This is a genomic window from Sphingobium sp. B8D3A (assembly GCF_025961995.1).
Taxonomy (GTDB): domain Bacteria; phylum Pseudomonadota; class Alphaproteobacteria; order Sphingomonadales; family Sphingomonadaceae; genus Sphingobium.
Map to the genome: position 1 here is coordinate 1,855,318 of NZ_JAOQOS010000001.1, position 25,012 is coordinate 1,880,329.

The window sequence follows — 25,012 nt, forward strand, 5'->3', positions numbered from 1 at the left end:
AATGGACCTGTTTCGCTGTTTGCCATCCCTATCCGGTCGAGCCTCGGCTCTCCCTCGTTCTGAAGGTTTCTATGCCCGCCAACCGACGCACTGCCGCCGCACTGTTCCTGGCGACCTCGTCCTTTGCCCTGATGACCGCAGCGCGGGCGCAAGAAGCGGATACCCACCTCGATGAGGGCGTGGGGACGGATATCGAGGAGATCGTGGTGAGCGGTCAGCGCGAGCGGGGCGCGGTCATCGGCAATGCCACCCCTGAGTTGCAGCTGCGCCCTGCGGACATCCGGGCCCTGGGCGTGAGCACGATCAGCGACCTGCTGACCGAACTCGGTCCTGAGCTGCAGAGCGCGAGCGGGAAGCCGCCGGTGACGTTGCTCGAAGGGCACCGCATTTCCGGCTTCCGCGAGATCGCCCGCCTGCCGGCCGAAGCCATAGCGCGGATCGACATCCTGCCGGAAGAGGTTGGCCTTCGCTATGGTTACGGCGCCGACCAGAAGGTGATGAACATCGTCTTGCGCCAGCGCTTCCGCGCGGTCACGGCTGAGGTCGACGGCCGGGTGCCGACCGCGGGCGATGGCGCTTCGCTGGAGCTGGAGGGCGGCCTATTCCTGATCCGCAACAGCCAGCGGGTGAACATCAGCGCCGAGCATGAGAGCGTTGATCCGATTCTGGAGAGCGACCGTGGGCTGAACCGTGCGGAAAGCCCGGCGCGCAGTCTTCAGCCGGCGCAGGAGACGCTGACGCTCAATGCCAGCTATAGCCGCCCCTTGGGCGAACGCACCAAGGCGACGCTGAGCGGCGAGATGGTCACCAACCGGCGGGACAGTCTCGTCGGCCTAACCCTGCCGGGCGTGACGATTCCCGCCGGATCGCCTTATGTGCCGGGCACCGACGATCTGCTCTTCTACCCGCAACTGGCGGGCGCCGGCGCTCTGGGGCGCGCCTCCAAGAGCCAGACCGGCACGGTCGGCCTCACCGTCAATGCCGAGCGCAGCACGGGGCAATGGACGCTCACCGCCAATTATGCGCGTGCCGAGAGCCGCGTCATCACGGGCCGCCCGTTCGATCTGTCAGATTATGCCGACGCATTGGCGGCAGGCGATCCGGCGGCTGACCCCAGCCTGCCGATCGATGCCGCCTTTCTCAACGCGCGCGCTGCGGACCTCACACGCAGCACCTCGGACACGGCGGATGTCACCTTCATCCATAACCGGCCGCTGTTCAGGCTGCCGGCCGGTGAGGTCATGGCCACGATGAAGCTGGGCGGCGCGCTCACGCGGATCGAGAATATGCGCGAGCGCGATCTGATCCCCTCGGTTCGCGACCTTGGGCGGGACAGCGCGACCGGGTCGCTCACCGTGGATATTCCCCTTATGCCCGCCTCCTCGGGCATCGGGCGCATGTCCGCCAATGCCACGCTCGGGCTTGATCATTATTCGGATGCCGGCACGTTGCGGAACTTCGGGCTGGGTCTCAACTGGTCGCCTCTCGGCTTCCTGTCCCTCTCGGCCGGTTACAGCGATGAAGACTCCGCCGCGACGGTGGCCCAGATCGGCGATGCGCAGACCTTTACGCCCTTCGTACCGATCTTCGATTTCGCGCGCGGCGAATCCGTGCTGGTGACAACGATCACCGGCGGCAATCCCGATCTCGACAAGGCGCGGGTGAAGACGTTCCGGCTCGGGGCGGACATCTCGGTGCTACGCGAGCCGCGCCTGCGGTTCGACATATCCTACAATCGCCGCGCGACCGAGGGTGGCGTGTCGGCCTTTCCGGGCGTGACGGCGGACACGATCGGCGCGTTCCCGGAGCGGTTCGCGCGCGATGAAAGCGGCCGCCTCACGCAGGTGGACCTGCGCCCGATCAACATCGCCGAGCAGACGCGGGAAGTGCTCCGCTGGGGTTTCAGCTTCAGCAAGCGCCTTGCCACCCCGCAGAGCCAGATCGATGCCATGCGGGCTGCGTTCCAGCGGCGGCAGGCCGAGCGGGCCGCGCGCGGGGAAACGGGCGGTGCGGATCGGCCGGGCAGGGGCGGGCAGTCCGGAGCCGAGACCCCACCCGGAGCGGATGGACCCCCTCCGGGCGATGCACCCGGCCCCCGGCCGGGCGGCTTTGGTCCCGGTGGTCCCGGTGGACGGGGCGGTGCAGGCGGTGGCGGCGGCGGACGCGTCGACTTCTCCATCCATCACGAGTGGGCGCTGACCAACACCACGCAATTGGCCCCGAGCCTGCCCGTGCTCGATCTGCTAGATGGCGATACGCTGGGCGACACCAGCGGGCCGTCGCGGCATCTGATCGAGCTGCGCACCGGCGTTTCGCAGAGCGGCTATGGTCTGCGGCTGACCGGCAGCTGGCGCAGCCCCTCGCGCGTCAATGGCACGGCAGGGCTGCCGGCCAGCCAGCTGCGCTTTGGGGCGCTGGCCAAGGTGGACGTGCGGGCGTTCGTGAACTTCAATCAGATGCCCGGCCTGATCGAGAAAGCCTCGTTCCTGCGCGGCGCGCGGCTCCAGCTGGGGGTCGACAACGTCTTCGATGCGCGCCAGCGTGTCACGGATGGCAATGGCGCAGTGCCCTTCGCCTATCAGCCTGCCTTCATCGATCCGCTGGGCCGCACGGTCCGGTTGAGCGTCCGCAAGCTGTTCTAGGCACTACAGGTCGCGGGACCAGAATTGCATCTGGTGGCTGGTCTCGTCCGTCTGGTCGATGTCTTTCCAGCGATATTCCGCCATGACGCCTTCCAGCGGCTGATAGCCCCGCTTGCGCCAGAATGGGCCAAGGTCGCGGGCCTCAGCGGGGCGGAGCGGATGATCGGCAGGGCGAATGACGCCGCAAAAGCAGGTCGCCATCGCCCCGGCCTCGCGTGCGGCGGCTTCGCGCGCATCGAAAAAGGCGTGGCCAAGGCCGTGGCCACGATAGGCACCGAGCACCACGGACTCGCCGAAGTAGAAGAGCCGATCCACCTCGATGCCCTGCGCGCGGAATGGCGCCTGCAGCGGTTCGTCCTGCCCCCTCATCGGCGAGGCGGTGGCGGCGCCGATGATGGCGCTGCCATCCCGTGCGATGACCAACGCCGCATCGGCGCCGTCGAGAAACGCGCTCAGATAGCGCTGCTCGTAATCGACCGAGCCGTCATAGAGATAGGGCCATTCGCGAAAGACGGTGATGCGCAGGCGGGCGAGATCGTCGATGGCGGCATGGCGCGCCTCGCGGTCCCGTAGCGTCTCGACGGTCAGGTTGCTCACGCTGGCGCGTCTTCCCGGCTGACCTGCGCGATCCAGTCGGCGAGATTATAATAGACGGTGACACGGCGGATCAGATTATCGCGCACCTCGAAGAAGGCCGCAGCCGGCAGCACATAGCTTTGGCCATGCGCGGGAGGCAGGCCGTCCTCGCCGACCAGATATTCGCCATGGACGATGAATTCCGCCGCGGCGCGACTGCCATCCTCATTCACCATCAGCGCGATGTCGGCGAGGCGCTCGCGATAGGCGCGGTCCATGCGGCCCAGAAAGGCGCGAAAGGCGTCCTTGCCGGATTCCCGTTCGCCCTGATTGATATCATGCACCACATCGTCGGCGAGGCAGGCCAGCATGGTCTCGGCATCGCCGGCATTGAAGGCGTCATAATAGCGCGCGAGAAGGGCGCGGGTCTGGCTTGCTGAGGTCATCGCAGGTCTTTCGTGATCCATGGGAGGCGGATCGCAAACCTATTCACGGTTCAACAATCGAGCGCAAGATGCGCCCGAACCGCCCGTGCCTGGGGTTCAGTGGCAGTAGGTCTGCTTGAGGGTCACCCCATCGATCATCAGTCCGCCCACGATCATCACCGCTCCGCAGCAGCTGGCGTAGAGCAGATAGCCCGGAAAGCCGGGATAGACCTCAAGATAATGGGCACCCCGTGCGGTCGCGCCCATGGCGACGCCGAAGATCGCCAGATAGGCCTCGAACTTGGTGCGAATGGTGAAGAGGCGGGCGATCTTGCGCATCTCTGGTCCTGTGCATCGAGTCCGAAAGGCGAGATGCACAGGTAAGGATCGCGTTAACCATCTGCAATCGCAGTAGGCGGGCCCGCGCGGTAGCTGTTTCAGGATGGGACGGTGCCGGCGTTCTTGCCAGCCCCGATTTTAGAGCAGGTGCGCAAATTCCTGCACGACGGCGCGATAGACCGGGCGCTTGAACGGCACGATCAGATCCACCAGTCGGTCGGACGTGACCCACTGCCACGCCATGAATTCCTGATGCTCGGTGGCAATGTCGATATCGCTATCCTCGCCCTTGAAGCGCAGCAGGAACCAGCGTTGCGTCTGGCCGCGATATTTGCCGCCCCACAGCCGGCCCATCAGCTCTTCGGGCAGATCGTAAAGATGCTCTTCGGTCGAGCGGGCAATGATGTCGACGAGATCGGCCGCAATGCCGGTTTCCTCGCCCAGTTCGCGCAGCAGTGCCTGCTCGGCCGTCTCGCCCTTGTCGATGCCGCCCTGCGGCATCTGCCAGGCATCGCTTTCCTTGGAATCGAGTCGCTGGCCTACGAACACCTCGCCCTGACGGTTCGCCAGCATAATGCCGACGCAGGGGCGGTAGGGGAGAGAGGCGGGGTCGATCTTGGTCATGACGAGGTCGCGATTTCATCCGTTAAAAGAAGTTCACGGCCGCGATGGCAAGCCGGAGAGAAAAAGGCAATGCTCTGTCGCGCGCAGCTTTTCTACTTTGCTCGGCTGGGCTCGACGGACTAGGGGCGATGCAACCACTGCATTACTAGAGTCTGAGCATGGCATCTGCCGCACCCACATCGACCATAACTCACAGCAGCGAAGAGGCTGCGCCCGAAGCCGTTGTCGTCCGTTTTGCCGGAGACAGTGGCGATGGCATGCAGCTCACTGGCGGGCAATTCACCCTGTCCACCGCGCTGGCAGGCAATGACCTTGCGACCTTCCCCGATTTTCCGGCGGAAATCCGGGCGCCGCAGGGCACGCTGTTCGGCGTTTCGGCGTTCCAGATCAACTTCGGCTCGTCCGAGATCACAACGGCCGGCGATGCGCCCGATATCCTGATCGCGATGAACCCGGCCGCGCTCAAGACCAATGTCGTGGATTTGAAGTCCGGTGGCCTCATCATCGCCGACACGGGCGAGTTCAACGAGCGCAATCTTGCCAAGGCGAAATATGAGAGCAATCCGCTGGAGGATGGCTCGCTGGCGCGCTGGCAGGTGCTGGCGTTTGATATCTCCGCGCTGACGCTGGAAAGCGTGAAGCCCTTCGGCCTTGGCAACAAGGAAGCGCTGCGCTCCAAGAACATGTGGACGCTGGGCCTGGCGTTGTGGATGTTCGACCGCAGCCGTCAGCCGATCATCGACTGGCTGAAGGCCAAGTTCGCCAAGGCGCCGGAAATTGCCGATGCCAACATCGCCGCCCTCAATGCCGGCCATGCCTATGGCGAGACCGCCGAGCTGGCCGCGCCGCTCAAGCAGCTCCATGTCGCCCCGGCGCCGGCCCCCGAGGGTCTCTATCGCACGGTGACGGGCGCCGAGGCGATCTCGCTCGGTCTCGTCGCGGGTGCGCAGCTGGCCAGCCTGCCTATGTTCTTCGGCGGCTATCCGATCACGCCGGCGAGCTCGATCCTGCATCATCTCTCGCGCCTCAAGGAATATGGCGTGACGACGTTCCAGGCCGAGGACGAGATCGCCGCCATCGCCAGCGCGATTGGCGCGAGCTATGCTGGGTCACTGGGCGTCACCAGCTCGTCCGGCCCCGGCATCGCGCTCAAGGGCGAGGCGATGGGCCTTGCGATCATGACCGAGCTGCCGCTGGTGATCGTGAACTCACAGCGTGGCGGTCCCTCGACCGGTCTGCCGACCAAGACCGAGCAGTCGGACCTCTATCAGGCAGTCTATGGCCGTAACGGCGATGCGCCGATGCCGGTCATCGCCGCGCGCTCGCCCGCAGACGCGTTCGATTGCGCCATCGAGGCATGCCGGATCGCCACCGAGTATATGACGCCGGTGATGCTGCTGACCGACGGCTACATCGCCAATGCCGCCGAGCCTTGGAAAGTGCCGGACATGAGCGGTTACGAGCCGTTCACGGTCAAGTTCCTGGATGCCGTGCCGGAAGGCGGCCTCAAGCCCTATGCCCGCAATGAGAAGCTGGCACGGCCCTGGATCAAGCCGGGCACGCCCGATCTCATGCACCGCATTGGCGGCATCGAGAAGGAAGTGAACACCGGCCACATCAACTATGCGCCGGCCAACCACCAGGCCATGACCGAACTGCGCCGCGACAAGGTGCTGGGCATCGCCAAAGGCGTGCGGCAGGATGTGTCGCTGGGCGAGGAGAGCGGCAAGCTCGTCGTCGTCGGCTGGGGCTCGACCTACGGGCCAATCCTTCAGGCCGTGCGACGCGTGCGGCGCAAGGGGCTGGATGTCTCGCACATCCACATCCGCCATATCTGGCCGCTGCCGGAAAATCTGGGTGAGCTGCTCGCCGGCTACGAGAAGATCCTCGTGCCGGAGATGAACACCGGCCAGCTCAAGACCGTGCTGCGCGACCAGTATCTGCTGGATGCCCGCCCGCTCAACAAGATCTCGGGTCAGCCCTTCCGCATCGCGGAAATCGAGGCGGCCATCGAGGGGATGCTCGCATGAACGACATGACCACATTGACCAAGCCGCGCGTCGAGACCAGCCTCAAGGACTGGGAGACCGATCAGGAGGTGCGCTGGTGCCCGGGTTGCGGTGACTACGCCATCCTGAAGGCCGTTCAGCGCACGCTGCCGCAGCTGGGCGCAGACCCCAAGAACACTGTGTTCGTTTCGGGCATCGGCTGCTCCTCGCGCTTTCCTTATTATGTCGAGAGCTACGGCTTCCACACCATCCACGGCCGTGCGCCGGCGGTGGCGACGGGCGTGAAGCTGGCCAATCCGGAACTGGACGTGTGGATCGTCACCGGCGACGGCGATGGCCTTTCCATCGGCGGCAACCACACGATGCACATCCTGCGTCGCAACCTCGATTGCCAGATCCTGCTGTTCAACAACGAGATCTACGGCCTCACCAAGGGGCAGTATTCGCCGACGAGCCGGGAGGGGACCAAGAGCCCGTCCACGCCGTTCGGTTCGGTCGACCATCCGGCCCGGCCCTGCGCCTTCGCGCTCGGCTCGGGTGCCCGGTTCATCGCGCGGGCCTATGACGTGTCCAAGCAGCTGCCGGACGTGCTCAAGGCCGCCTATGAGCACAAGGGTGCGGCGTTTGTGGAAATTTTCCAGAACTGCATCGTCTACAACAAGGATGTGTTCGCCGACTTCACCGAGAAGAAGAATGCCGATGTCGGCCAGCTCTGGGTAGAGCATGGCAAGCCGCTGCTCTTCGATAAGGGCGCTAAAGGCATCGCGCTCGACCGCGAGGCGCTGACGCTCAAGGTCGTGGATGTGGTCGATGGTGATTGGCAGGCAGCCGGCGTGATCGTCCATGACGTCACCAACCGCGCCGTTGCGCACATGCTGGTGGAAATGCCCTTCGGCCTGTTCCCGATGGCGCTGGGCGTGCTCTACGATGCCCCCAAGGCGAGCTTCGAGCAGGCCGTGGTGGAGCAGAATGCCCTGCTGGCCAAGGGCAAGACGCCGGACCTGCAGAAGCTGGTGAGCCAGGGCCAGACCTGGACGGTGACGAAGGACGGCCCGGCGCTCTGAGGGCGCCGGTTCCTTTTCTTATCCGGCCCACGCCAAAGAAGGCGCAAGCCGACCTTGTCTCAGGGTGGATTGGCCCGTAATCCACTCCCGTGATTGCCAATGTCCCATTCTTTCCGCTGATCGTGGGTGCCGTGCTGGCCGTCTGGCTGGTGCTGGCGGTCTGGGCGCTGTTCACCGGCCTCTCGATGCGGCGCAAGGCGGCGCTGGCGCGCACGCACGCTGCGCAACTGGTCGATCTGCTGAATTCCGCGCCCGCTGTGCCCTTGCTCATCCGCCCCGATGGCAAGCTGGATGCGCCGGACAGGCTCGCCGCATGGCTCGGCCGTGAGACCGCGCCCACCGACCTCGATCGGCTGCTGGATGCAGATGGCGGCCTGGAGCCCGATCATGCCCGCGCGCTCGGCACCGAAATTGCAGCGGCGCAACAGGGCGGCCGCCCCTTCACGCTACCGGTGCGCGTCAACGGGTCGGACCGGATGCTGCTCATGCGTGGCGGTCCGGTGGGCACGCGGCTCGGCAAGGCCGGCACGGTCGTGCTCTGGGTCTTCGACGCGACCGACAGCTTCGCGCAGATCCAGGAGCTGCGCGGGCAGGTCGGGCAGTATCGCCAGGCCCTCGATGCGCTCTCGGGTGTGATCGAGGCGGCGCCCATGCCGGTCTGGCACCGCGCCGCCGATCATCAGATCAGCCTGGTCAACAGCGCCTATGTGAAGGCGGTGGACGGAAAATCCGCGCAGGATGTGATCGAGCAAGGCATTGAGCTTGTCGAAGCAGTCGACGGCATTTCCCCGCGCGCATCGGCCGCCAATGCCGCCGCGCGCAAGGCCCCTACTGCTCGGATGCTGCCGGTCACCATCGATGGCAAGCGCCGGTTGATGAAGGTCGTCGATGTCCCGCTCGGCCCCTCGGGCGTTGCAGGTTACGCGATCGACATGCAGGAGCTGGAGGAGGTGCGGGCCGAACTGCGCCACCTCTCGCAAGCCAACCGGGACATGCTGGACAGGCTGTCGGCCGGCGTCGTTCAGTTCGGTGCCAATCAACTGCTGCAGTTCTGCAATCAGCCCTTCCTCAGCCTGTTCGGCCTGACGCCGGAGACAGCGGCGTTCGATACCCATTTTGACCGCGTGCTGGATGCCATGCGGGACAGCGGGCAGGTGCCCGACACACCGGATTTCCGCGCGTGGCGGCAGGAGCGCCGCAACTGGTTCCTCTCGCCCTCCGCGCATGAGGAGCAGTGGCGCCTGCGCGATGGCGTGCATCTGCGCGTCTACGCCCAGCCGCTGCCCGATGGCGGCCTGCTGGTCATCTTCGAGGACCGTACCGAGCATGTCCAGTTGGCCTCGGCGCGCGATACGCTGCTGCGGGTGCGCACGGCCACGCTCGACAATCTGTTCGAGGCGATTGCCGTGTTCGCCTCCGACGGTCGTCTGCATCTGTGGAACAGCCGCTTCACTAAGATCTGGTCGGTGCCCGACACAACCATGGCGGCGCATCCGCGCGTTGATGAACTCATGTCGGCGCTGGCGGATCGCCTCGCGCGCCCCGAACAGGCAGGCCTTGTCCACCAACTCATCCGCGCGGCGACGATGGAGCGCCGTCAGCGTGGCGGGCGCATCGCCTTTGCGGACGGGCGCTTCTTCGAGTTTGCGGCCATCCCGCTGCCGGACGGCAACGCGCTGTTCACCATGCTCGACACCACCGACAGCCGGCGCATTGAGCAGGCCCTGCGGGATCGCAATGAAGCGCTGGAGGATGCCGACCGGGTGAAGACCGCCTTCGTCTCCAACATGAGCTACGAGTTGCGCACGCCGCTCACCTCCATCGTCGGCTTCGCCGAGATGATGGAGGCCGGCTATGCGGGCGAATTGAGCGCCCAGTCGCGTGACTATGTGAATGCCATCATGACGGCGACGACGCGTCTGACGCGACTGATCGACAATGTGCTGGACCTGACTCAGGGCGCGGCGGGCGGCTTGCCCATCGAGAGGCGCGACATCGATGTGGCCGCGATGGTGCGGCAGGTGGTCGACGGCCTGAGCGACAAGGCGGACTCGCGCGATGTGACGGTGGACATGTCGTTCGAGCAGGAGCCAGGCACCGTGTCGGGCGACGAGCGCCGGTTGCGGCAGGCTCTCGCCCATGTGGTGGATAATGGAGTGAGTTTCGTGAGCCGGGGCGGGCGGGTGCTTGTGCATGTGCAGCCCGCGCCGGACGTGGTGCGCATCATCGTGTCCGATGACGGCCCGGGCATCGATGCTAAGACACAGGCGCATCTGTTCGACGTGTTCGTGCGGTTCGGGCGTCACGGCGATGGGGCCAATCAGGGGCTGGGATTGCCGCTGGTGCGCCAGTTCGTGGAAGCGCATGGCGGCAGCGTCGATCTCGTCTCCGAGCCCGGGCAGGGGACCAGCGTCACGCTCACTCTGCCGCGCGGAGGATGATGGCGTGTCCGATCATGCCCTTGTCTTCTCCTCGGCAGACGCGCTCACCGATTTCGGCGCAGCCTTGGGCGCGAAACTGCGGCCCGGCGATGTGATTACGCTTACCGGCGGGCTGGGCGCCGGCAAGACGACGCTCGCGCGTGGCCTGCTCACGGGCCTTGGGCATGAAGGCGATGTGCCAAGCCCGACCTTTGCCATTCTGCAGGGCTATGAGCCGCCGGAAACGCGTCTGCCGGTCGGCCATGTCGATCTCTATCGTATCGAGGACACGGGCGATCTCGGCGAACTCGGGCTGGACGAATGGCTCGAAGATGGCGCGCTGGCGATCGAATGGCCCGACCGGCTGGCGGGGCGCTACGATGCCATCGCCCTTGCCTTGCAGATCGACATTTTGGCGGACGGCACGCGCCGCTTGACAGCGCGGGTGCCGCGCGTTTGGGAGAGCCGATGGCCAGTCATATGATCCCACCACAGAGCGCGCGCGCATTTCTCGATCAAGCCGGATGGGCAGGGGCCGAGATCCTGCCGCTTGCCGGTGACGCTTCGTTCCGGCGCTATTTCCGCGTGGTCGAGGGTGATCGTCGCGCCATTTTGATGGACGCCCCGCCGCCGCATGAAGATCCGCGCCCATTCATCAGCGTGGGCGAGTGGCTGTGCGAAAGCGGATTCGCGGCGCCCGCCATATTGGCGCGGGATCTCACGCAGGGCCTCGTGCTGCTCGAGGATTTTGGCGATGCGCGGGTGCGCGAGCATCTGGACGCCGCGCCGGCCGAGGAGATGGCGATCTATACCCGCGCCGTGGACCTTCTCGTCGATCTTCATGAGCAGCCGGCCCAGAGCGGCCTCGCGCCTTATGATCGCACCGTCTACCAGCGCGAGGCAGCGCTGTTGACCGAATGGTACGCGCCGGCGGCAGGGCTCGCGGTCGACGCGCCGGGCTACACCGCAGCATGGGACAAGGTGCTGCCGATTGCCGAGCAGGATGTCGCGCCAGTGGTGACGGTGCTGCGCGATTATCATGCCGAGAACATCATGCTGCTGCCGGACCATGCGCGCTCGCGCGGGCTTGGTCTGCTGGACTTTCAGGACGCGCTGGCCGGCCACCCGGCTTATGACCTCGTCTCGCTCCTGCAGGATGCCCGGCGCGATGTGAGTCTCGCTGTGGAGCAGGCAATGCTGGCGCGTTATCAGGCGCGCGCGAAAGTCTCGCCGGATTTCAAGGCGGCTTATGCGGTGCTGGGAGCTCAGCGCAATGCCAAGATCATCGGCATTTTCACGCGGCTGTGGAAGCGCGATGGCAAGCCGCGCTATCTCGATTTCCTGCCGCGCATGTGGGGGCTGCTGGAGCGCGATCTTGCCCATCCCGCGCTCGCGCCGGTGGCCGACTGGTTCGCGCAGAATGTGCCCGCCTCGGCGCGGGGCCGGCTGGATGCGGGGCAATCCGCGCAATGAGCACCACGCTTGAGACGGCGATGCTGATGGCCGCTGGCCTCGGCAAGCGGATGCGTCCGCTCACGGCCACACGGCCCAAGCCACTGATCCGCGTGGCCGGCCAGCCGCTCATGGATCACGCGCTGGACCGCATCGAGGACGCCGGCATTCGCCGCACGGTGGTGAACGTCCATTATCTTGCCGGGCCCATCGAGGCGCATCTGGACTCGCGCACCCGGCGGACGGGTGCGAGCTATCCGGTCTCCGACGAGCGCGCCCGGTTGCTGGAAACCGGCGGCGGCCTCGTCAAGGCGCTGCCGCTGCTTGGCGACAAGCCCTTCCTCTGCGCGAACAGCGACAATCTGTGGATCAACGGGCCGTTCGATTCCATCCGTGCGCTGGCCGACCGCTGGGATGATGATGCGATGGATGCGTTGCTGCTGCTCATCCCGCACGCCCGCGCCACCGGTCATCGTGGTCTTGGCGATTTCCACATGGAGGCCAATGGTCGCCTGAGCCGGCGCAAGCCCGGCCGCGTGGCGCCGTTCGTCTTCACCGGCGTGCAAATCCTCTCGCCGCGCCTGGTGCGCGATCCGCCGGGCGAGGTCTTCTCGACCAATATTTTCTGGGACCGCGCGATCGAACAGGGCCGCGCCTTTGGCCTCAGCCATGGCGGCCAATGGTTCGATGTCGGCACCCCGCAGGCGATTCCGCTGGTCGAGGCAGGATTGGCTGATGGCTGAGCGCCGCGCGCCGGCCATCTTTACCATCCCCGCTCACCGGGCATTTTCGGATGCGCTCGCCGCCGGGCTGCTCGCCCAGCATGGTGGGCGTGATGGCGGGCTGTCGCTCGCACGCGGCATCATATTGCTGCCGAACAATCGTGCGGTGCGGGCGGTGCGCGATGCGTTCGTGCGCGCCTCCGGCAACGGGTTGCTGCTGCCGAGGCTGGTGCCCATCGGCGATATCGATCTCGATGAAGCGCTGGGCAGCGCGCTCAGCCCGATCGGCGCGGAAGCGGATATTCCGCAAGCCATCGCGCCGGCCGAGCGGCTGATGATCCTGACCCGGCTGGTGATCGACCAGCGCGCACGGCGGGGCGAGCGGCTTGAGACGGGCGAGGGCTGGCGGCTGGCGACGGCGCTGGCGGGCGCCTTCGACCAGTTGACCGTCGAGCGCAAGGCGCTTGCCGATCTCAAGGCGCTGCAGCCCGATGACCTCTCGCACCACTGGCAGGCCGCGTTCAGCGATTTCGATGCATTGGCGGCCCAATGGCAGCAGGAGCTGGCCGCGCGCGGGCTGATCGACATGGCCGAGCGGCGCAATCGCCTGCTCGATCATGTTGCGGCCCGCTGGCGCGAGGTGCCGCCGGAGCGCTTCGTTGTCGCCGCTGGTATCGTCACCAATACGCCAGCCGTGGCCGGGTTGCTCAAGACGGTCGCCGGCCTGCCGCGCGGCGCTGTAGTGCTGCCCGATCTCGACCAGAATCTCTCGGATGAGCAATGGGATGCGATCTGCCCCGTCGCGCGCCCGGAGCCGGGGCGCGATCTGCCGCCGCCCGCCAATGAATCGCACCCGCAATTCGCGCTCAAGCTGCTGCTGGAGCGGATGGATGCCCACCGCGCCGAGGTCGCGCTTTGGCGCTGGGGCAGCGAGCATGATGCCCGCGCCGCACGGGGGAAGGCCATCAGCAACGCCATGCTGCCGGCCTTGCTGACCGGAGGCTGGCCGGATGTGCCGACCGCGCAGCGTTCGCTCAAGGATGTCCGCGCCATCGAGGCGGCAAACCCGGCCGAGGAGGCGCAGGCCATCGCCATCGCCCTGCGCGAGGCGGTGGAGACGGAAGGGCGCACGGCCGCGCTCGTGACGCCGGATCGCGCGCTCGCGACGCGGGTGTCCGCGCATCTGCGCCGCTGGGGAATCGACGCTGACGACAGCGCCGGCCGTCCACTCTCCCAGCTTCCGCCCGGCACGCTGCTGCTGGCGCTCGTGCAGGCCGGTGCCGAACAGTTCGCGCCGGTGCCGCTGCTGGCGCTGCTCAAGCATCCGCTGGTGATGGCTGGTGACGAGCGGCTGGCGTGGCTCGAATCCGTGCGCCGCCTTGATCTGGTGCTGCGCGGCCCCCGGCCGGCGGCGGGATTGGCCGGTGTCACCGCCTTGCTCGCGGAAAAGGGCAGCCGGCAGCAGGTGATGAGGGAAACGCTGCGTCCCTGGTGGGCGCAGGTCGTGGCACTGCTGACGCCTCTGGAGGCCGCCTTTTCTGAAGAGCAGAGCCTGCCTGGCCTGTTTGCTGCCGTCCGCGAGACGGCCTCGGCCTTGACGGAGGAGCGCGTCTGGGCCGGTCATCAGGGTCATGCCGCCGCGCAATGCCTGGGCGATGCGGAAGCCGCAGCACCGCAAGGGCCGGCGCGCGCGGATGGCGCCGGCTTCGTGGGGATGCTCGCGCAGATCCTCGGCGGGCAGGCCGTGCGTCCCCCGCAGGGTGGTCACCCGCGCCTGCAGATCCTGGGCTTGCTGGAAGCGCGGCTGCAGCAGGCCGATCTGATGATCCTTGCCGGCCTCAATGAAGGCGTCTGGCCGGGCCTGCCGTCTCCGGACCCATGGCTCGCCCCGCGCATCCGCCGCGCGCTTGGCCTGCCGGGGCTGGATTATCGCATCGGTCTCTCCGCGCATGATTTCGCCAATGGGCTAGGCGCGCCGCAGGTGATCCTCTCCCGTGCCCGGCGGGATGCCTCCGCGCCCACCGTCGCCTCGCGCTTCTGGCTGCGGCTCAAGGCCATGACCGGCGCGCGCTGGGTGGAGGATGACAGGCTGATCGCGCTGGCACGGGCCATCGACAGGCCCGATGCTCCTGCGCCGGCCTATCGCGCACCGGCGCCTCGCCCACGCGCCGACCTGCGCCCGCGCGAGATCGCCGTCACCGATGTCGATCGCTTGCGGGCCGATCCTTATGCCTTCTACGCCGCGCGCATTCTGCGTCTGGCGCCGCTGGACGTCGTGGATGCCGACCCCGGCCCGGCCTGGCGTGGTACCCGCGCGCATGATGTCCTCCAGCGCTGGATGGAAGAAGGCGGGCACGATCCGGCGCGGCTCTCTGCGCTGGCGCAGGAAATGATCGCGCAGGCGCAAGCCCATCCGCTGCTCAAGACGCTCTGGCAGCCGCGTTTGCTGGCCGCGCTCGACTGGGTGGCGAGCGCCGTGCGCGGTCAGGCCGGCCAGGGGCGCGAGGTGCTGTTCGGCGAAAAATGGGGCCGCATCGAGCGGGCAGGCGTGACCCTGCGCGGCAAGCCCGACCGAATCGACCGGGTTGCGGACGGCACGCTGGCCATAGTTGATTACAAGAGCGGCGCGACCGCCTCGGTCAAGCAGGTCAAGGCCGGCTTCTCGCTCCAGCTCGGTTTGCTAGGGCTGATCGCGCAGGCCGGCGGGTTTGCGAAGGAAGCGGGTCTTGCCGCCGGATCGGATGTGAGCGCCTTTGAATATTGGAAGCTCGGCAAGGGCACGGATGGCAATTTCGGCTTCAAGCGTCCGTTGACCGACCCCAAGGGCAGCTACAGGCGGATCGTGACGGCAGATTTCCTCGCGATGGTCGCCGGCTTCTTCGATGATGCCGTGGCGCGCTGGCTGACAGGCGACGAGCCGTTCGCCGCACGCCCGCACAGCGATGCACCCGTGTTCACCGATTATGACCAACTCATGCGGCTGGATGAGTGGTTCGCGCGGGATCGGCGGGCCGAGCCCCTGCCGGAGGTGAACTATGGCTGAGGCGGGCGAACTCAACCGGCTGACGCACGAGCAGGCCAGCGCCTCGGACCCCGCCGCCCATCGCTGGGTGCGCGCCTCCGCCGGCACCGGCAAGACCGCTGTGCTCTCGGCCCGGGTTCTGCGGCTGCTGCTGAGCGGCGTCGCGCCCGAGCGCATTTTGTGCCTCACCTTCACCAAGGCGGGCGCTGCGGAAATGGCCGAGCGCGTGCACAGCCGGTTGGCGCGCTGGGTGCAGGGGCAGTCCGTCGACGTCGCGCGCGATCTGGTGGCGCTCGGCGAGGATCCGGGGCCGGAGGCGATCGCCCGCGCCCGCCTGCTGTTCGCGCGCGTGCTGGATGCGACCGGCGGCGGGCTGCGCATCCAGACCATTCACAGCTTCTGTCAGGCCCTGCTGACTGCCTTCCCGCTGGAGGCAGGGCTGGTCCCCGGGTTCCGGCCGCTCGACGAGCGCGGGCAGGGCGAGCTGGCCCGGCGTGCGTTGATCGCGATGATCGAGGAGGCCGGGCAGGCGCAGGACGATCCGGTGCTGGCGGCGCTGGAGATGCTGGCCCTGCGGCTGGGCGAGGAAGGCACGCAGGCCTATCTCGCGCGCTGCGTGCCCGCGGCGCAACTGCTGGAGATGTTGCCGGAAGATCTGGCGGGCTTCCTCCTTGCCTTCCTCGACCTGCCGGATGGCGACATCGATGCGCATCTGGCGGATCGCTGCGCCGAGGGCGTGTTTCCGGTGGCCGCGTTGCAGGCCGTCGCGCGGGCCAATGGTGCATGGGGTGCCAAATCCGGCCTAGCGTGCGCTGATATGATCGCGGCTTGGCTAAGCGGCTCCGAGGTCCAGCGCGCCGAGGGACTGGCGGACCTGCTCGGCGTGCTGCTCACCAAGGAAGGCGAGGTCAAGAACCGCGCCAACAAGAACCTGCTGGAAGCCGAGCCGGATTATGTCGATCTCGCCAGCGCGTGCGGCGCGGCGATCAAGGCTCTGCTCGATCTGCGCAAGCAAGCCGCCTTCGCGCGCACGGCGGCGCAGGGACTGACGGCGGGCCGTGCTTATGCGCGGGCCTATGCCAAGGCCAAGCGACAGGCTGGCGCTGTCGATTTCGATGATCTGATCGGCCGCGCGAGCGCGCTGCTCATCCAGCCCGGCATGGCGGACTGGATCCGCTACAAGCTCGATCAGCAGGTCGACCATATCCTGGTGGACGAGGCGCAGGACACCAATGACGCGCAGTGGGACATCGTCTGGTCCATCGTCGAGGAGTTCCTCGAGGTTGAGCCCGACGAGCAGGCGCGGCTGCGCACCCTGTTCGTGGTGGGCGATACCAAGCAGGCGATCTTCGGCTTTCAGGGCACCAGTCCCGAGGCCTTTTCCAGCGCCCTGCAGCGCTTCCGCGAGGCAACCGAGCGCGTCGGCCACCCCTTCGCCGAATTGCCTTTGGCCCGCAGCTTCCGCTCCATGCCGGCCGTGCTCGATGTCGTCGACGCGGTGCTGGACGCGGTGGGGCATGATCGCCTGGGGCTGGAGTCGCCGTCCGCCCCCCATCAGGCCGCCCGCCAGCATCCCGGCGAGGTGCTGCTGCTTCCGCCGACCTCATTGCTGCCGAGCGAGAGCGATGAGGACGGCGAGGCTGACGAGACTGCCGGCGAGGGAGAGGAAGACTGGCTGGCCGATCAACAGCGCCGCCATGCCGAGAAGATCGCGCGGCTGGTCAAGGGCATGATCGGCACGCCGCTGGCCACGCAAGGTCGCCCGGCGCGCGCCGGCGATGTGCTGATCCTGCTCCGTAGCCGCAGCGCGCTCTCCCGGCTGATCGTCGCGCGGCTGTATGAGGTGGGGGTGCCGGTGGCGGGTGTGGACCGGCTGCGGCTTCAGGCCCCGCTCGCCGTGCGCGATCTGTTGGCGGCCCTGCGCTTTGCGGTGCAGCCCGAAGACGATCTCAATCTCGCCAACCTGCTGGTCTCGCCGCTGATCGGCTGGACGCAGGATGAATTGCTGGCGCGCGCCGTCCCGCGCGATGGCTCGCTGTGGAGCCATGTCCGGGCCACGTTGGCGGCGGAGCTTCAGGCCCCGCTGCGCACGCTGCTGGGGCAGGCCGATTTCACGACGCCCTATCGCTATCTCGAGGCCATTCTCTCCGGCGCCATGGACGGTCGGCGCAAGCTGATCGCCCGGCTCGGCGAGGAAGCGCGCGATGCCATTGACGAGCTGCTCAATGTCGCTCTGGGCTTCGAGGCCGACGATCATCCCTCGCTGCAGCGGTTCATCGACTGGTTCGACCGTGGCGACGCGGACATCAAGCGCGAACTGGGCGAGGGCGGTGACATGGTGCGGGTGATGACCGTGCATGGCGCCAAGGGGCTGGAGGCGCCCATCGTCATTCTGGCCGATGCCGCCTTTGATCCCAGCCAGCGCCCCCGCGCCGACGCCGTGAGCCTGCCGGTGACCGAGGCCGCCCGCTTGCCGCTCATCCGCCCCGCCAAGGGCGAAGCCGCGCCGGCGATCGAACAAGCCATGCAGTCCGCCGAGCGGCTCGACATGGAGGAACATTGGCGCTTGCTCTATGTCGGCCTCACGCGCGCAGAAGAGCGGCTGATCGTCACCGGATCGCTCGGTAGCCGCGCCAAGGGTGAGCCGCCCAGGGAAAGCTGGTATCAGGCTGTCGATCTCGCGATGCGGACGCTCGGGGCTGCCGAGGCGGACGTGCCCGACTGGGGCAAATCCCTGCGCTGGTCCGGCCCGGCGGGTCTTGCGCCAGCCAAGCCGAAGAAGGCCCGCGAGGCAGATGCCAGCGCCGCAGAACCCGCGCTGCCCGCCTGGCTGCGCGCGCCGGCGCCGCAGGAAGCACGGCCGCCGCGTCCGTTGTCTCCCTCCGCGCTGGTCGAGGATGACGTGCCCAATCCGCCGCCGGATGCCGCCATGCGTGCCGCCGCAGAGCGGGGCCGGCTGCTCCACGCGCTGTTCGAGCGTCTGCCGGATCTGCCTGCCGCCGAGCGCTCTGCTGCCGCCTCGCGCTGGCTGCAGCGGGCCGGCGTGGCCGATGCCGGGATGCGCACCGACCTGCTCGCGCATGTCCGCGCCGTACTCGACGACCCCGAGCATGCCGCGCTGTTCGGCCCGGATGCGCTGGCAGAAGCGCCCATCGCGGCCGTCGTAGCCGGGCAGGTGATCGCGGGCACGGTGGACCGGCTGCAGGTGACGGATGATCTCATCCATATTGTTGATTTCAAGACCGGGCGGCATATCCCTGACAATGCAGTGGATTTGCCTATGACGCATGTTCGCCAGATGGCGGCCTATGCGGCGGCGCTGGCCGAGATTTTTCCCGGTCGTCCGCAACGGGTAAGTCTGCTTTACACAGCGGCCCCCCGCCTCATCGATCTGCCGCCGGCCTTGCTTGCCGCGCACAAGCCCGGCTTGCTGGCACAGGAGCACAAGTTGGGCAGCACCGACCTTGAGGCGGACGCCTCGGCAACCTAGATAGACGTTCGACAGAAGGAGTTTCGACGATGGCTACCAAGGCAATTTCCGACGCCAGCTTCCATGAGGACGTGATTGCGTCCGACAAGCCTGTTCTGGTCGATTTCTGGGCTGAATGGTGCGGCCCGTGCAAGATGATCGGACCCGCTCTGGAAGAAATCAGCGAGGAATTGGGCGAGAAGGTGACCATCGCCAAGCTCAATATCGATGACCATCCCGACGCGCCGACTCGCTATGGCGTGCGCGGCATCCCGACCATGATCCTGTTCAAGAATGGCGCGCCGGCCGCGACCAAGGTCGGTGCCGCCCCCAAGAGCGCGCTCAAGGGCTGGATCGAAGGCGAGCTTTAAGGCAATCGGCCACCACTGGCGGTAAGCCGAAGAAAGGGCGCCAAATGGCGCCCTTTTTGTTTTCAGTTATCGTTAAAAAACAGCATTTTGTGCTGGGTATTGATTAACCGTACAGAACCGCCGCTGCGCGATCCCACAGAGCCGGAGACGCCGCCGCAAGCAGGCCGCGCCCCGGATCGGCCGCCAGCCGATAGGGTGAGCTATCCGGGCGGGCGACACGGCCACCCGCCTCGTTGACGAACAGCGCGCCGGGAGCGTGGTCCCAAGGCAAGGTGCGCTCGAAGGCCGCGAGATCATGCACGCCCAGCACGATGCGGGGATATTGCTCCCCGGCGCAGCGCGGAATGTCGGCAATAGCGAACTCGCCTTCGACGCGGTCGATCATCGCCTGCCGGTCGGCGGGGTTCAGGAACAGCACCGACAGTCCGGCGACCGGGATATCCGCACCGCTCTCCCTGGCCTCGACCCGTTCGCCATCGATCCACGCCCCCTGTCCGAGCGAGGCCTCGCACAGGCGCCCGGTCAGCGGATCAAGAATCCAGCCCGCCTGGATCACGCCGGCATCGGCCAGCGCGACCATGATGGCAAAGGGCGGCTTTCCGGAAGCGAAATTCGCTGTCCCATCAATGGGATCGATCACCCAGTTGAGGCCGGTTTCGAGCTTTTCAGTAAGGCCGGGGTCGGTCGCGCAGGCTTCCTCGCCGACAAGGCCCGCCTCGGGCAGGATGCGGCTCAGCCCTTCATTGAGGCGCAACTCGGCTTCGCGGTCGGCAATGGTCACCAGTTCGCCGACCGTCTTTTCTTCCACCTCGTGATTGGCGAGGTTCTGGTAGCGCGGCAGGACGACATCGCGCGCGACATCACGCAGGAGCGCGCTCACGGCGCTGCTGAGGCTGTTCATGAGGCTTAGCTCCGGTAATCGGCGTTGATCGAGATGTAGCCATGGGTGAGATCGCAGGTCCACACGGTCGCACGACCCGTTCCCAGCCCCAGATCGACGCCGATGCGGACATCCTGCCCCTTGAGATGCGCTGCCACCGGGGCTTCGTCATAGCTGTCCACGGCAAGCCCATGCTGCGCCACCCATTTGTCGGCAAAGCGGATGGCGAGCTTGTCGCGATCCGCCGGTTCGCCGGCCTTGCCGACCGCCATGACCACGCGGCCCCAATTGGCGTCTTCACCCGCAATGGCCGTCTTCACCAGCGGGGAATTGGCGATGGAGAGTCCGATGCGCCGGGCGCTCTCGTCGCTGACGGCACCGGTCACCTCCACCTCGATGAACTTTTGCGCCCCTTCGCCATCACGCACCACGAGCTGGGCGAGCTGGGTGCAGATGTCATTGAGCGCTGCCTGAAACGCGTCGGCGCCGGCATCGTCCATGCTCGTGAGGGGGGCGTTGCCGGCCTTGCCGGTCGCGAAGAGCAGCACGGTGTCGCTGGTGGAGGTGTCGCCATCCACGGTGATGCACGAGAAGCTGCGCCGGTTGGCGGCGCTCAACATCTGCTGGAGCAAATCGGGCGCGATGGCAGCATCGGTGAAGATATAGCCCAGCATGGTCGCCATATCAGGCGCGATCATGCCCGAGCCCTTGATGATGCCGGAGAGGCTGACGGTCTTGTCGCCGATCACCGCGCTTGTCGTCGCACCTTTCGCAAAAGTGTCGGTGGTGCCGATGGTCTCGGCCGCCTGCTCCCAGGTGCAGGGCGTAGCGGCCAGTGCCGCCTCGACGCCAGCGCGGGCCTTGTCGCGGGGCAGGGGCACGCCGATCACCCCGGTCGAGCTCACAAACACGTCGCTGGCGGCGCAACCCAGGTGCCCGGCGACCTGATCGCGAATCTGGTCCACGGCTTCGCGCCCCCGGAAGCCGGTGAAGGCGTTGCTGTTCCCGGCATTGACGATCAATGCGCGCGCCTTGCCCTGCGCGGCGCTTTCGCGGCCAAGCTCGACTTCGGTCGAGCAGCAGACATTGCGCGTGAAGACGCCGGCCACAGCGGTGCCTTCCGCCAGTTCCACATAAGTGAGGTCGCAGCGATCCCACTGCTTGTACCGGGCACGGGCGACGCGCGGGGTCACACCGGCAATATCCGGGAGGGCGGGGAAGGGGCGAGCGAGAGGCGATCGGTCAGTCATGCCGCGCGATTAGCGCAAGATGGTGCAGGGGCCAATGCTTCTGGTGCGGCTATTAATGAAGCGTATCCGGCCTGTTGCGTTGTGACGCACCGCCCGGGCATGATGCTGGAACGGAGATGGGGGCATGAACCGCAAATCGCAGGATTTTATATTGGCGCTCGTCGGTGTGACCGGCCTTGGGGCCTTGCTGCTATGGGCTGGAAAGCCGTGCAGATCGACGTTGATTATGCAGGGCATTTCGAGCGAGCCGAGGCGGCATTCGGCGCCTTGGCGGAAGCGGTGGTCCTCGGCGCGCCCGAAGCGATCGAGGACGACTATGCACATGTCTCGGTTCCGCCGCCTTATGATCCGGCAAAAGATGCCCTGAAAGCGCCAGCAACGGGGGCGAGGCTGCAGGGAGCCGTGCCAGCCGTCGACTATCCTCTGCTCGCCCGGCGTAACGGCTGGGAAGGCGCGACCATCATCCATTTCACCGTCGATGAGACCGGCCAGCCTTTCGATTGCAGACTGGTGGAAAGCAGCGGCCATGATGTGCTGGACAAGGCCTCATGCGTGATGATCACGACGCGTGCGCGGTACACGCCGGCGCGCGATGCGCTGGGTCAGCCAGTGATAAGCGGCTTTAACCAGCGTATTCGCTGGCAGCTCGAGGAATGATGCGGCGCGAAGGTCCGCTACAAAAAAGCGCCCGGGTCTCCCCGGGCGCTCATCTCTCCGACTGGTGAGAGAGGGTTGAAACGGATCAGGCGGCGTTCTTGTCGCTTGAGAGGTCAATAACCTCGCCCTTGCCGTTAATGGCGATCTTGCGCGGCTTCATCGCATCCGGCACCTCACGGACCAGCTCTACGATGAGCAGGCCGTCGGCGAGGTCGGCGCGCTCGACGCGCACGAAGTCGGCCAGCTCGAACCGGCGCTCGAAGCTGCGGTTCGCGATGCCGAGGTGAAGATAATTGGCGCGCTCGCTCTCCGCGACCTCAGCCTTGCGGCCAGTGATCTGGAGCAGGTTCTGCTGCGCCGTGATGTCGATTTCTTCCGCTTTGAAACCGGCGACGGCGACCGTCACGCGATAGCGATCCTCATCGAGGCGCTCGATGTTATAGGGCGGATAATTGTCCGTCTGCTGCAGGCGCGCGCTGTTCTCGATAAGGTCGAACAGGCGATCGAAGCCGACAGTGGAGCGGCGATAGGGAGTCAAATCAAAGCCACGCATAATCAAATCCTCCATTGGAGCGTGTTTGAACTGCGATGCCAGGCCCGAAGTCGGCGCCCGGTGCATCAGCCGATCCCCATCATGGGCGACCGGACAGGGCAGAGATATGCGCGCGCCATGCCCTTTCAAGAGGGGCAGGTGAGGCGACTGATCATGATTTTTGCACAGTCAAGCGGTGCCGCTCGCGCTGACATCATCCGGCAACAATCGGGTGCTAGGCGTGCGGGGAAGATCGCCACAAAGACTAAGCGCCCAGATCGTTGCCGATCCGGGCGCCCGTGGACGATTAATCGTCTCCCCCTTTGGCGTCGCTTCCGCTCACCTGTCCGGCCCCCTCAAGCGAGTCAGGCGGGATGCGACATCCCTGAACCACGGCCTGCTATGATTGCCTGTGTTTCGCCGCTGACGCTAGGATGGCGCACGGCGGCTGTCATCAGGCAAGTTACGACGCTACGAAATTGTTAAGCACCCTGTGCCATATCCGCAACAGGCGCGCCATGCCCCCGGTCAGGCCGCAGGGCCTTGCCACTCCCTCCCCCGCACCATAGAGGTGCGCAGACTGTCCCCCCGCGAGGCTTCTGCCCCTGCCATGATCCTCAATCGTTACGAACGCATGATCGCCCGGCGCTACCTGCTGCCTGGCAAGGGCGAGGGATTCATCTTCCTCGTCGCCTCCATCAGCCTCGTCGCGGTGATGCTGGGCGTGGGCGCGCTGATCGTGGTGATGAGCGTGATGAACGGCTTCCGCGCCGAGCTGTTCGACAAGATCGTGGGTTTGAACGGCCATGCGGTGGTACAGGGCTTTGGCGGGCGGCTGGACAATTGGGAGGAGATCGCGCGGCAGTCGCGAGCTACCCCGGGTGTGACCAGCGCGACCCCTCTGATCGAGCAGCCGCTGCTGGCGACGTTCAACGGCCGGGTGGAAGCCGCCCTGATTCGCGGCATGACGGAAGCCGATATTCACGACAATGCGTCGCTCTCCGGCAAGGTGCTGGCAGGCTCGCTCAAGGATGTGCGGGCCGGCAGTGGCAAGGTCGCGATCGGCTCCCGCCTGGCCGAGGCATTGGGCGTGGGCGTTGGCCAGTCGATCAGCGTCATCAATCCGGCCGGGCGCTCGACGCCCTTCGGCACGGTGCCGCGCCAGCTCCCTTATGAGATCGGCGCCATCTTCGAGATCGGCATCTACGATTATGACAAGGCGTTCGTGATCATGCCGATGCAGGACGCACAGACGCTGCTGCTGATGGGCGACAAGGTCGGCATGGTCGAGCTGCAGACGGAAGATCCGGACCGGGTCGGCGAGATCCTGGCGCCGCTGGCCAAGCAGGTGGCGACGCAAGGCCAGGTGATCGACTGGCGGCAGATGAATGCCAGCCTGTTCGAGGCCTTGCAGGTGGACCGGGTGGTCTCGTTTGTCATCCTGTCGCTGATCATTCTGGTCGCAGTGTTCAATATCCTCTCCTCCCTGATCATGCTGGTCCGCGCCAAGACGCGGGACATCGCGATCCTGCGCACGATGGGGGCGACGCGCGCCAGCCTGTTGCGGATTTTCGTGACGGTGGGCGTGACCATCGGCACGCTCGGCACCGGCGCAGGCCTTGTGCTCGGCTCGGTGATCCTGTTCTTCCGGCAGGGCCTCGTCGATGGCGTGCAAATGCTCACCGGCCAGCAGCTCTGGGACCCGTCGATCCGCTTCCTGACCTCGCTGCCGTCCAAGCCCGATCCGGTCGAGATCGGCGCGATCTGCATCATGGCGGTGGGCTTCAGCTTCCTCGCCACGCTTTATCCGGCCTTCAAGGCTGCCAATACCGACCCCGTACAGGTGCTGCGCTATGAGTGAGGTGCTCTCCGTTCACAGCCTGTCGCGCAGCTTCACGCAGGGCGGCGCCAAAATCGACGTGCTGCGCGGCGTGGACCTGAACGTGCAGGCCGGCGAGATCGTGGCGCTGCTCGGCCCGTCCGGCTCCGGCAAGTCGACCATGTTGCAGGCGATCGGCCTGCTGGAGGGCGGCTTTGGCGGCTCGATCCGCCTTTGCGGCGTCGAAGTTGCAAGCGAGGGCAATGATGGCCGCACGACGCTGCGGCGCGAGAAGCTCGGCTTCGTCTACCAGTTCCATCATCTGCTGCCCGATTTCAGCGCGGTCGAGAATGTCATCCTGCCGCAGCTGATCCTGGGCAAGAGCAAGGTTGAGGCGCGGGCGCGGGCGGAAAGCCTGCTCACCAGTCTCGGTCTCGGCCACCGGCTTGAGCATAAGCCCAGCCAGCTTTCCGGCGGCGAGCAGCAGCGCGTCGCGGTGGCGCGGGCCCTTGCCAATCGCCCGGCGCTGGTGCTGGCGGACGAACCGACCGGCAATCTGGATGAGCGTACGGCCGATGTGGTGCTGGACGAATTCATCCGGCTGGTCCGCGAGCAGGGCTCAGCCGCCCTCATCGCAACGCATAATGAGCGGCTGGCGGCGCGGATGGACCGGATCGTTCGGCTGCATGACGGGTTTCTCGACTAGCGATTTGTGCCGGCGCGCCATGGTGGCCGGCGG

General features: G+C 66.5%; 20 protein-coding genes. 13 read left to right on the forward strand and 7 right to left on the reverse strand.

Going from position 1 to position 25,012, the window contains the following annotated elements; all coding sequences use genetic code 11:
* Positions 1 to 71: 71 nt before the first annotated feature.
* On the forward strand, positions 72 to 2,642 hold the full coding sequence (locus M2342_RS08540) for a TonB-dependent receptor (RefSeq protein WP_264578759.1): 2,571 nt from the start codon (positions 72 to 74) through the stop codon (positions 2,640 to 2,642).
* A gap of 3 nt (positions 2,643 to 2,645) precedes the next feature.
* On the opposite strand, the gene M2342_RS08545 is transcribed toward M2342_RS08540, so the two are convergent.
* The 4 genes from M2342_RS08545 to M2342_RS08560 all read right to left on the reverse strand — a co-directional run bounded on the left by M2342_RS08545 (position 2,646) and on the right by M2342_RS08560 (position 4,606).
* On the reverse strand, positions 2,646 to 3,239 hold the full coding sequence (locus M2342_RS08545) for a GNAT family N-acetyltransferase (RefSeq protein WP_264578760.1): 594 nt from the start codon (positions 3,237 to 3,239) through the stop codon (positions 2,646 to 2,648).
* Complete coding sequence (locus tag M2342_RS08550; protein ID WP_264578761.1) at positions 3,236 to 3,664, reverse strand: ketosteroid isomerase-related protein; 429 nt, start codon at positions 3,662 to 3,664, stop codon at positions 3,236 to 3,238. The genes M2342_RS08545 and M2342_RS08550 overlap by 4 nt, the downstream gene beginning before the upstream one ends.
* 96 nt (positions 3,665 to 3,760) lie before the next feature.
* Entirely contained in the window at positions 3,761 to 3,982 is a 222-nt protein-coding gene (locus tag M2342_RS08555; RefSeq protein ID WP_264575917.1) for a hypothetical protein, read from the reverse strand.
* Positions 3,983 to 4,120: 138 nt separating this feature from the next.
* Positions 4,121 to 4,606, reverse strand: a complete 486-nt coding sequence (locus M2342_RS08560) for an RNA pyrophosphohydrolase (protein WP_264578762.1) — start codon at positions 4,604 to 4,606, stop codon at positions 4,121 to 4,123.
* Between the two features lie 158 nt (positions 4,607 to 4,764).
* Here M2342_RS08560 and M2342_RS08565 point away from each other — a divergent pair, with 158 nt between their 5' ends.
* From M2342_RS08565 to trxA, 9 genes are all read left to right on the forward strand, one after another.
* Positions 4,765 to 6,636, forward strand: a complete 1,872-nt coding sequence (locus M2342_RS08565) for a 2-oxoacid:acceptor oxidoreductase subunit alpha (protein WP_264578763.1) — start codon at positions 4,765 to 4,767, stop codon at positions 6,634 to 6,636.
* Positions 6,633 to 7,679 carry a 2-oxoacid:ferredoxin oxidoreductase subunit beta gene (locus tag M2342_RS08570; RefSeq protein ID WP_264570157.1) on the forward strand — a complete coding sequence of 349 codons (1,047 nt, stop codon included), beginning with the start codon at positions 6,633 to 6,635 and terminating at the stop codon, positions 7,677 to 7,679. The genes M2342_RS08565 and M2342_RS08570 overlap by 4 nt, the downstream gene beginning before the upstream one ends.
* Positions 7,680 to 7,771: 92 nt before the next feature.
* Positions 7,772 to 10,120, forward strand: coding sequence for a PAS-domain containing protein (locus M2342_RS08575; RefSeq protein WP_413715163.1), 2,349 nt, complete (start codon positions 7,772 to 7,774; stop codon positions 10,118 to 10,120).
* A gap of 4 nt (positions 10,121 to 10,124) precedes the next feature.
* Complete coding sequence (gene tsaE, locus M2342_RS08580) at positions 10,125 to 10,583, forward strand: tRNA (adenosine(37)-N6)-threonylcarbamoyltransferase complex ATPase subunit type 1 TsaE (RefSeq protein WP_264578765.1); 459 nt, start codon at positions 10,125 to 10,127, stop codon at positions 10,581 to 10,583.
* On the forward strand, positions 10,580 to 11,572 hold the full coding sequence (locus M2342_RS08585; protein ID WP_264580018.1) for an aminoglycoside phosphotransferase family protein: 993 nt from the start codon (positions 10,580 to 10,582) through the stop codon (positions 11,570 to 11,572). The genes tsaE and M2342_RS08585 overlap by 4 nt, the downstream gene beginning before the upstream one ends.
* The gene (locus M2342_RS08590) at positions 11,569 to 12,294 is read left to right on the forward strand and encodes a nucleotidyltransferase family protein (RefSeq protein ID WP_264578766.1); all 726 of its coding nucleotides are present in this window, start codon (positions 11,569 to 11,571) and stop codon (positions 12,292 to 12,294) included. The genes M2342_RS08585 and M2342_RS08590 overlap by 4 nt, the downstream gene beginning before the upstream one ends.
* Entirely contained in the window at positions 12,287 to 15,316 is a 3,030-nt protein-coding gene (gene addB / locus M2342_RS08595) for a double-strand break repair protein AddB (RefSeq protein ID WP_264578767.1), read from the forward strand. The genes M2342_RS08590 and addB overlap by 8 nt, the downstream gene beginning before the upstream one ends.
* Positions 15,309 to 18,785, forward strand: coding sequence for a double-strand break repair helicase AddA (gene addA / locus M2342_RS08600; protein WP_264578768.1), 3,477 nt, complete (start codon positions 15,309 to 15,311; stop codon positions 18,783 to 18,785). The genes addB and addA overlap by 8 nt, the downstream gene beginning before the upstream one ends.
* 29 nt (positions 18,786 to 18,814) lie before the next feature.
* Positions 18,815 to 19,135 carry a thioredoxin gene (trxA, locus tag M2342_RS08605; protein WP_181559514.1) on the forward strand — a complete coding sequence of 107 codons (321 nt, stop codon included), beginning with the start codon at positions 18,815 to 18,817 and terminating at the stop codon, positions 19,133 to 19,135.
* A 103-nt stretch (positions 19,136 to 19,238) separates the two neighbouring features.
* Here the strand turns inward: trxA and M2342_RS08610 are convergent, their stop codons facing one another.
* Both M2342_RS08610 and argJ read right to left on the reverse strand, forming a co-directional pair.
* Positions 19,239 to 20,036 carry an inositol monophosphatase family protein gene (locus M2342_RS08610; protein WP_264578769.1) on the reverse strand — a complete coding sequence of 266 codons (798 nt, stop codon included), beginning with the start codon at positions 20,034 to 20,036 and terminating at the stop codon, positions 19,239 to 19,241.
* A gap of 5 nt (positions 20,037 to 20,041) precedes the next feature.
* Positions 20,042 to 21,265 (reverse strand): bifunctional glutamate N-acetyltransferase/amino-acid acetyltransferase ArgJ, encoded by a 1,224-nt coding sequence (gene argJ / locus M2342_RS08615; protein ID WP_264578770.1) that lies wholly within the window; start codon positions 21,263 to 21,265, stop codon positions 20,042 to 20,044.
* Positions 21,266 to 21,457: 192 nt separating this feature from the next.
* On the opposite strand from argJ, the gene M2342_RS08620 reads away from it, so the two are divergent.
* A complete protein-coding gene (locus M2342_RS08620) occupies positions 21,458 to 21,922 on the forward strand; it encodes an energy transducer TonB (RefSeq protein ID WP_264578771.1) in 465 nt (154 codons plus the stop codon).
* 85 nt (positions 21,923 to 22,007) lie between these two features.
* Here the strand turns inward: M2342_RS08620 and M2342_RS08625 are convergent, their stop codons facing one another.
* Positions 22,008 to 22,475 (reverse strand): Hsp20 family protein, encoded by a 468-nt coding sequence (locus M2342_RS08625; RefSeq protein WP_181559518.1) that lies wholly within the window; start codon positions 22,473 to 22,475, stop codon positions 22,008 to 22,010.
* 589 nt (positions 22,476 to 23,064) lie between these two features.
* On the opposite strand from M2342_RS08625, the gene M2342_RS08630 reads away from it, so the two are divergent.
* Both M2342_RS08630 and M2342_RS08635 read left to right on the forward strand, forming a co-directional pair.
* Positions 23,065 to 24,315, forward strand: coding sequence for a lipoprotein-releasing ABC transporter permease subunit (locus M2342_RS08630; protein WP_264578772.1), 1,251 nt, complete (start codon positions 23,065 to 23,067; stop codon positions 24,313 to 24,315).
* Positions 24,308 to 24,979 carry an ABC transporter ATP-binding protein gene (locus M2342_RS08635; protein ID WP_264578773.1) on the forward strand — a complete coding sequence of 224 codons (672 nt, stop codon included), beginning with the start codon at positions 24,308 to 24,310 and terminating at the stop codon, positions 24,977 to 24,979. The genes M2342_RS08630 and M2342_RS08635 overlap by 8 nt, the downstream gene beginning before the upstream one ends.
* Positions 24,980 to 25,012: the final 33 nt, after the last annotated feature.